Here is a 6,740-nt window from a genome sequence, read left to right as displayed (position 1 = left end):
TTATTGGGCTTGTCTTGACTCAATATCATGGCAAGTTATGTTTGTGACGAATTCGTTAATTAAGGATAGACCATGGATGCCGATCAACTCATTAACGCCATCACCCCCGAAGCTTACAAGCGATTAATGCACGCTGTTGAAACGGGTAAGTGGCCTGAAGGTACACCACTTTCACAAACACAGCGAGATTCATGCATGCAAGCTGTGATGTTGTATCAATCTAAGCATAATGTAGAAGCGGACCATATGACAGTTGCCGCTGGTGGAGAAATCAGTTTTAAGTCAAAAAATGAGCTGAAAAAGCGCTTTCAAAACGGACAAGACGATATTGTTCGAGTCAATCCAAACCACGAATGAGTCTATTTGACTTGTACAGAATACAAAAATCCCCAATTCATTGAGTTGGGGATTTTGTTAATGAGGGGAAAATATATTGTGGGTGCTTAAAGCTATAAGCTCATTTCACCACGTAATACTTCCTGCATTTTCTGCTTCACTTCTTCATAAGAAAGATTCTGGCTCAGTAAATAGTGAAGCTTGGCTAAAGCGGCTTCGGGTGTCATGTCGTAGCCGCTGATCACGCCTGCTTCTGCAAGGGCACAGCCTGTCGCGTAACCGCCCATGTTGACTTTACCTGCTAAGCACTGAGTTAAGTTCATGACGATCACGCCACGTTCTGAGGCTTCTTTTAAATGCGCTAATAGTTGCGCATTTTGAGGTGCATTGCCCACACCAAAAGTCAGCAAAATCATCGCGTTGACTGGCTGTAATAAGGTGTTGCGGATCACTTCGTGAGAGATGCCAGGGTACATGGTAATCACACCGATCGGTTGTGGTGTAATGTTATGGACTCGGAAGGCTCCTTGCGGCTGTTCGCCAACTTTAACGTTACTGCTGATTTGAATATTGATCCCAGCTTCTAACAGCGGAGGAAGGTTCGGCGAGGTAAACGCATTAAAACCATCGGCGTGTGATTTGACACTGCGGTTACCCCGCATCAACTGATTATTGAAGAATAACGTCACTTCATTAATGGGGTAATTAGCGGCGATGTGCAATGCATTAAGTAAATTCGCTTGTCCGTCAGAGCGCAATTCGGCCAACGGAATTTGTGAGCCTGTCACAATGACGGGTTTACCCAAGTTTTCCAACATGAAAGAGAGTGCCGATGCCGTGTAAGCCATGGTATCCGTACCATGTAAAATCACAAAGCCATCGTATTTATCATAATTATCTCGAATATCGTTGGCGATTTGTTGCCAATCTTCAGGCGTCATGTCTGAGGAGTCAATCAGAGGGTCATATTCATGAATGGTGAACTCAGGCATTTCAGGGCGCTGAAATTCAGGCATACTTGCGAGTTGTTTTTCCATGAAGCCCGCAATAGGGACATAACCATGGTCGGATTTTAGCATGCCGATAGTACCGCCAGTGTAGGCGATGTAGATATGTTTTCTTGCCATAGCTAGAAATCACTCGTGTAGGGGAACAGAGCGGGGGATTATAGCGTATTCACTTAATATAAAAAGGGGCGCTCAACACAAAGCACCCCAATGGTTTTTAGTCATTACAGATTGATATTGCTACTGAACTTGGCAGTTTAGGCAGAACGCATATTGCCCTTTCGGATCATTAAAATGGTTGAGTAAGCTGGCATCTTGCACCCATTGTTTGGCTACAGGTTGCAGCGATGCAGGCACTAGCGTTGATACATCAAAACCGAAGCGAACTTGCACTTGATTCATGATGTCTTGCAAGAATTGCTCAGCGGGTGAAAGGGGTTCTTCTACCCAATAAATATTGTAGGTCTCTAATTTTGCCAGCTTTGCAGCGAGCTTAATGGCATCATCAAAGTCACCCATTTGATCGACTAAACCATGATCCATCGCATCTTGTCCTGTCCATACGCGGCCTTGCGCGACCTGATCAACTTGTGCCAGTGAAAGGCCACGGTTCTCTCCCACCAAACTGATGAAACGCTGGTAACCATGGTTAATGCCCAGTTGCAGTGCGTCGGCCACGCCTTTTGTTAGCCCTGTGGTGACACCGACACCAGAAAAAGGTGAGGTTCCTACGCCATCGGTATAAACCCCCAATTTATTGAGTCCTTTTTCGAATGTGGTGATGACACTAAAAATACCAATCGAACCGGTTAACGTGGTTGGCTGCGCGATAATTTTATCCGCACTCATTGAAATCCAATAACCGCCAGACGCTGCAAGGCTCGACATTGAGACGACAACCGGTTTGCCTGCGTCTTTTAACGCTTGAATTTCATTACGAATAACTTCGGAGGCAAAGGCGCTGCCTCCTGGGCTGTCCACACGCAATACGACGGCTTTGACTTTATCATCGTTACGCGCTTGGCGAAGTAATGCGGCGGTGGTATCACCACCGACTGTGCCTCGTGGGTGATCTCCATCCATGATGGTACCACTAGCCACGATTACGGCTACATCGTCCATATCAGCGTTAAACTGTGGCCTAATGGTGGCTTGATATTCGTAGTAACCTACGGCGTTGTAGCTATCTTCTCCATTGCTGCCAAATGTTTCGGCGAGCGATAGGCGCATTTGTTGGCGAGTGGCCAATTCATCCACTAACCCTAATTTTAATGATAAAGCAGCGAGATCACCCTCAGTCGCTTTTAATTGCGTCAGAAATTCATCCATTGATGGGTTTAACGTTTTCCCATCAATCTTACGGTTGGTCGCTACGTCATCAACGTACGCTCCCCACAACTGCGTTAACCAGCGAGAGGCGGACTCTTTCGCCGCGTCGGACATATCGTCACGAATAAATGGCTCAATGGCTGATTTATAAGTCCCGACACGGAAAACGTGCGTATTAACATCCAGCTTTTCTAGCAAAGTTTTGTAGTACATTGAATAGGCACTGTAGCCTTTTAGCATCACTGCGCCATCCGGTGCCAAATAGACTTTATCGGCGTAGCTTGCCAAGTAATATTGGCTTTGATTATAGAAATCTCCCACCGCGTAGATGGGTTTGCCCGTGGCTTTAAATTCGTTCAGCGCTTTAGCAATGTAACGTAGCTTAGTGAGGTTGGGTTCAGGCATTTCTCCGAGAGCGAGCACAATGCCTGTGATTTTCGCATCGTCTTTCGCATGGCGAATGGTTTCTACCACATCAAATAATACATTTTCTTTGGGTAAGTCTTTGCCAAAAAATGAACCAGTCATTGAATCCATCGGATTGATGTAGGAACTCTGTTCAACAATCGGTCCCGATAAGTTCATCACTAATGCGGACTCTTTTTCTATGGTAGGCAGGGGAGAATCGGTATGCACATACAAGAAATAAATCAGTGCAATACTGAGCAAAAAGAACAGGTTGGTTAGGGCTAAACGAATAAAGGTGATGATTTTCCAAAAACCTTTAAATATCAAACCGATAAATCGAAATAGTGATTTCATTGTTTCTCCACTGCGGCTATTCGCAAGCGTGTTTAAATGAATCAAGGGATTAACCTTGAGATATTAATGGCTTACATCCTACGTGATCTAGTATACCCAAACAACCGCAAGATTGATCGGTGTTACAAAAATGTAAACACTTGTTTGATTTTTTTTGTGGGCAATAATATTCTGGTCAGACCATAACGCATAATTATAAAAGTGAAGTCGCCATGTACCCACATCTGTTAGAGCCTTTGGATTTAGGATTTACTCAGTTACGCAACCGTGTCTTGATGGGATCAATGCACACGGGATTAGAAGAGCACAAGGAAGGGCTCCATAAGTTGGCCGCTTTTTATGAAGAGCGTGCAAAAGGTGGGGTTGGGCTGATTGTGACGGGTGGGTTTTCGCCTAATCTGCGCGGTCGACTTCACCCCTTCAGTGCCGAATTTAGCAAGGTAAAACATGCGCGTGCACACCAAGTGGTGACCGAGGCAGTGCATCGCCAAGGTGGAAAAATCGCCTTGCAATTGCTGCACGCAGGCCGATACGCAATGCACCCTTTTGCCCAAAGTGCTTCGGCGATTAAAGCACCTATTGCGCGTTTTGCACCGAGTGAAATGAGTGCTCGTCAGATAAAAAAAACCATTGATGCCTTTGCCAGTAGTGCTGAATTAGCTCACCTTGCAGGATACGATGGTGTGGAAGTGATGGGCTCGGAAGGGTATTTGATCAACCAATTTATCTGTAAACGTACCAACATGCGTTACGACGATTGGGGCGGTAGTTACGAAAATCGTATCCGTTTACCCATTGAGATAGTGAAAGCGATTCGCGCAGTGGTTGGTAAAGAGTTCATCATCATTTTCCGTCTTTCAATGCTGGATTTAGTCGAAGAGGGCAGCACTTTTGAAGAGGTTTTAATGCTCGCTAAGGCACTTGAACAAGCTGGCGTGACCATTATCAATACAGGCATCGGTTGGCATGAAGCGCGTGTTCCAACGATAGCGACTCAAGTACCACGTGCTGCTTTTACTTGGGTAACGGAAAAAATCCGCCCACATCTCTCTGTGCCCGTCGTGACCTGTAATCGCATCAACACTCCAGAAGAAGCAGAAAAAATATTAGCAACGGGTCAAGCGGATATGGTGTCGATGGCGCGTCCGTTTCTTGCCGATCCAGAATTTGTTGCCAAAGCCGAGCAAGGAAAAGCCGCGCTGATCAATACGTGTATCGGCTGTAACCAAGCCTGTTTAGATAACGTATTTAAAGGCAAACGGGCCAGTTGCCTCGTTAACCCGCGGGCCTGCTATGAAACGGAAATGGTTATTCGCCCTGCGGCTCAGCCGAAAAAAATGGCGGTGATTGGCGCAGGTCCGGCGGGGCTTGCTTGCGCGACTACCTTGGCTGAGCGTGGGCATCATGTTGATCTGTTTGAAAAAAATGATCGCATTGGTGGCCAGTTCCGTTTGGCGATGCAAATTCCCGGCAAAGAAGAGTTTCGAGAAACCATTCGCTACTTTGCAAATCGCATTGATCAAACCGGTGTGCATCTGCATTTAGATACTGACGTCAATTTTGAGATGCTCGAACCGTACGATGAAGTAGTGATGGCGTCGGGTGTCGAGCCGAGAAAAGTAAAAATTGATGGTATTGATAACCTAGAAAAGGTGGTGGATTACCAAACGCTGATCCGTGAAAAAACACCCGTTGGCGAAAAGGTCGCGATTGTTGGTGCTGGCGGAATTGGTGTCGACGTCGCCACTATGTTGACTGAGCCGACAGAGCATACGCTTGATGATTGGCTGCATGATTGGGGCATCGATAAAGAGATTGCTTATCCCGGAGGTTTGTACCCATTTCCCGATTGTATGAGTGAGAAAACGGTGTGGCTATTGCAGCGTAGAAAAGGGCGTGTAGGTAAAGGCCCCGGTAAGACCACAGGTTGGATCCATAAACGCACCTTAGAAAAGCGTGGAGTGAATCTACTGGGTGGTGTCGGTTATGAAAAAATTGCCGCTGACGGTTTACATATCACGCTTGACGGTAATCCTTTGCTGTTAGACGCCGACAAAATTGTGATTTGTGCTGGGCAAGAATCGGTACGTCCTTTTGAAGATAAATGGGCATCATTGGGTGAGAAGATGCATGTGATTGGTGGTGCCGATTATGCTGGTGAGCTTGATGCTGTGCGTGCGATTCGTCAAGGGGTCGAGCTGGCGATCAAGTTATAATCTATGGTCCAAGCTAGCCGGTGGTGCTATCACTTGGAGTGATCAGCCAGCAATCGTAAAACAACAAAAGGCGCAAATCGCGCCTTTTGTCTTTCCTATGTTCGTGAAGAACAGTCTTCGCTTTGCTATAAAATGACCGTTTTGTTGCCATAAACAAAAACGTGATCGTTGATAACTTTGTTCAAGGCTTTACTCAGCACATTTTTCTCAACATCCCGTCCAGCTTGCGCCATGTTTTGCGCGCTGAATGTGTGATCAACCGGGATTACATCTTGCTTAATAATCGGGCCTTCATCTAAATCATTAGTGACAAAGTGCGCCGTCGCACCAATGATTTTTACACCGCGCTCGTATGCTTGCTGGTAAGGTTTTGCACCAATGAATGCCGGTAAAAAGCTGTGGTGAATATTAATAATTTTGTGATGGTACTTATCGACAAAACCAGGAGTGAGTACCCGCATGTATTTGGCGAGGACCAAATAGTCGGCGTGATATTGGTCCAGCACTTCTAACAATTTCTGCTCATGTTCCTCGCGGTTTAGCCCTTCATGAGAAACATGGTGATACGGGATATCAAACTTTTCGGTCAGATTTTGCAGCGTATCGTAATTGCCAATCACTGCAGCAATATCGACATCCAAGCTGCCATCATAATTCTTAATCAAAATATCGCCCAAGCAATGTGCTTCTTTAGTCACCAAAATAACGATGCGTTTGCGCGAAGAATCAATCAGTTTACGTTTTGCGTGTGCAGGCAAGGCTTGGTCAAGGTCGGCTAAAAGGGTGGTGTCGTTAAAGTAGCCTTCCAATTCAGTACGCATAAAAAAGTGACCACTGATGTTATCAACATACTCATTATTATGAATAATATTGAGTTGATGTTTATAACAAATGTTCGTGATTTTAGAGATAAGTCCGGGCGCATCACTACAATGAGTGAGCAGTGTTTTTCTTTCCATTATTAATTACTTCCGTGCATGATTTTTTTCGTTCTAAAAACTAATTCGTGAGCGTGTGAACGGTGAGGCGCCCCGCAATATAAGGGCTATAATTAATCTATTATTAAGTTGGTTTCAATATATAAACGGGT

At 45.4% G+C, this 6,740-nt stretch carries 5 protein-coding genes; 2 read left to right on the top strand and 3 right to left on the bottom strand.

Annotated elements, in window-relative coordinates; all coding sequences use genetic code 11:
- Positions 1–72: 72 nt before the first annotated feature.
- Positions 73–357 (top strand): YeaC family protein, encoded by a 285-nt coding sequence (locus B9J84_RS02090; RefSeq protein WP_013857226.1) that lies wholly within the window; start codon positions 73–75, stop codon positions 355–357.
- 92 nt (positions 358–449) lie between these two features.
- On the opposite strand, the gene ansA is transcribed toward B9J84_RS02090, so the two are convergent.
- Together ansA and sppA are read right to left on the bottom strand one after the other, a co-directional pair.
- Entirely contained in the window at positions 450–1,463 is a 1,014-nt protein-coding gene (gene ansA, locus B9J84_RS02085) for an asparaginase (protein ID WP_017044568.1), read from the bottom strand.
- 120 nt (positions 1,464–1,583) lie between these two features.
- A complete protein-coding gene (sppA, locus tag B9J84_RS02080) occupies positions 1,584–3,434 on the bottom strand; it encodes a signal peptide peptidase SppA (protein WP_094123427.1) in 1,851 nt (616 codons plus the stop codon).
- A 212-nt stretch (positions 3,435–3,646) separates the two neighbouring features.
- Between sppA and B9J84_RS02075 the strand changes: the two genes are divergently transcribed.
- Positions 3,647–5,650: an NADPH-dependent 2,4-dienoyl-CoA reductase gene (locus B9J84_RS02075; RefSeq protein WP_094123426.1), complete on the top strand. Its 2,004-nt coding sequence runs from the start codon at positions 3,647–3,649 to the stop codon at positions 5,648–5,650.
- Between the two features lie 125 nt (positions 5,651–5,775).
- Here the strand turns inward: B9J84_RS02075 and purU are convergent, their stop codons facing one another.
- Positions 5,776–6,609 (bottom strand): formyltetrahydrofolate deformylase, encoded by an 834-nt coding sequence (gene purU, locus B9J84_RS02070; protein WP_010317194.1) that lies wholly within the window; start codon positions 6,607–6,609, stop codon positions 5,776–5,778.
- Between the last annotated feature and the right edge of the window lie 131 nt (positions 6,610–6,740).

The sequence above is a fragment of the Vibrio sp. V03_P4A6T147 genome (assembly GCF_002241085.1).
Classification (GTDB): Bacteria; Pseudomonadota; Gammaproteobacteria; order Enterobacterales; family Vibrionaceae; genus Vibrio; species Vibrio anguillarum.
Note: the sequence above shows the minus strand (reverse complement) of the source record. Positions and strands in the feature narration are given on the sequence as shown.

What these genes read in the sequence shown, in the direction of transcription:
- B9J84_RS02090 (WP_013857226.1), top strand. Translation starts at nt 73, where the DNA reads ATGGATGCCGATCAACTCATTAACGCCATCACCCCCGAAGCTTACAAG.
- ansA (WP_017044568.1), bottom strand. Translation starts at nt 1,463, where the DNA reads ATGGCAAGAAAACATATCTACATCGCCTACACTGGCGGTACTATCGGC.
- sppA (WP_094123427.1), bottom strand. Translation starts at nt 3,434, where the DNA reads ATGAAATCACTATTTCGATTTATCGGTTTGATATTTAAAGGTTTTTGG.
- B9J84_RS02075 (WP_094123426.1), top strand. Translation starts at nt 3,647, where the DNA reads ATGTACCCACATCTGTTAGAGCCTTTGGATTTAGGATTTACTCAGTTA.
- purU (WP_010317194.1), bottom strand. Translation starts at nt 6,609, where the DNA reads ATGGAAAGAAAAACACTGCTCACTCATTGTAGTGATGCGCCCGGACTT.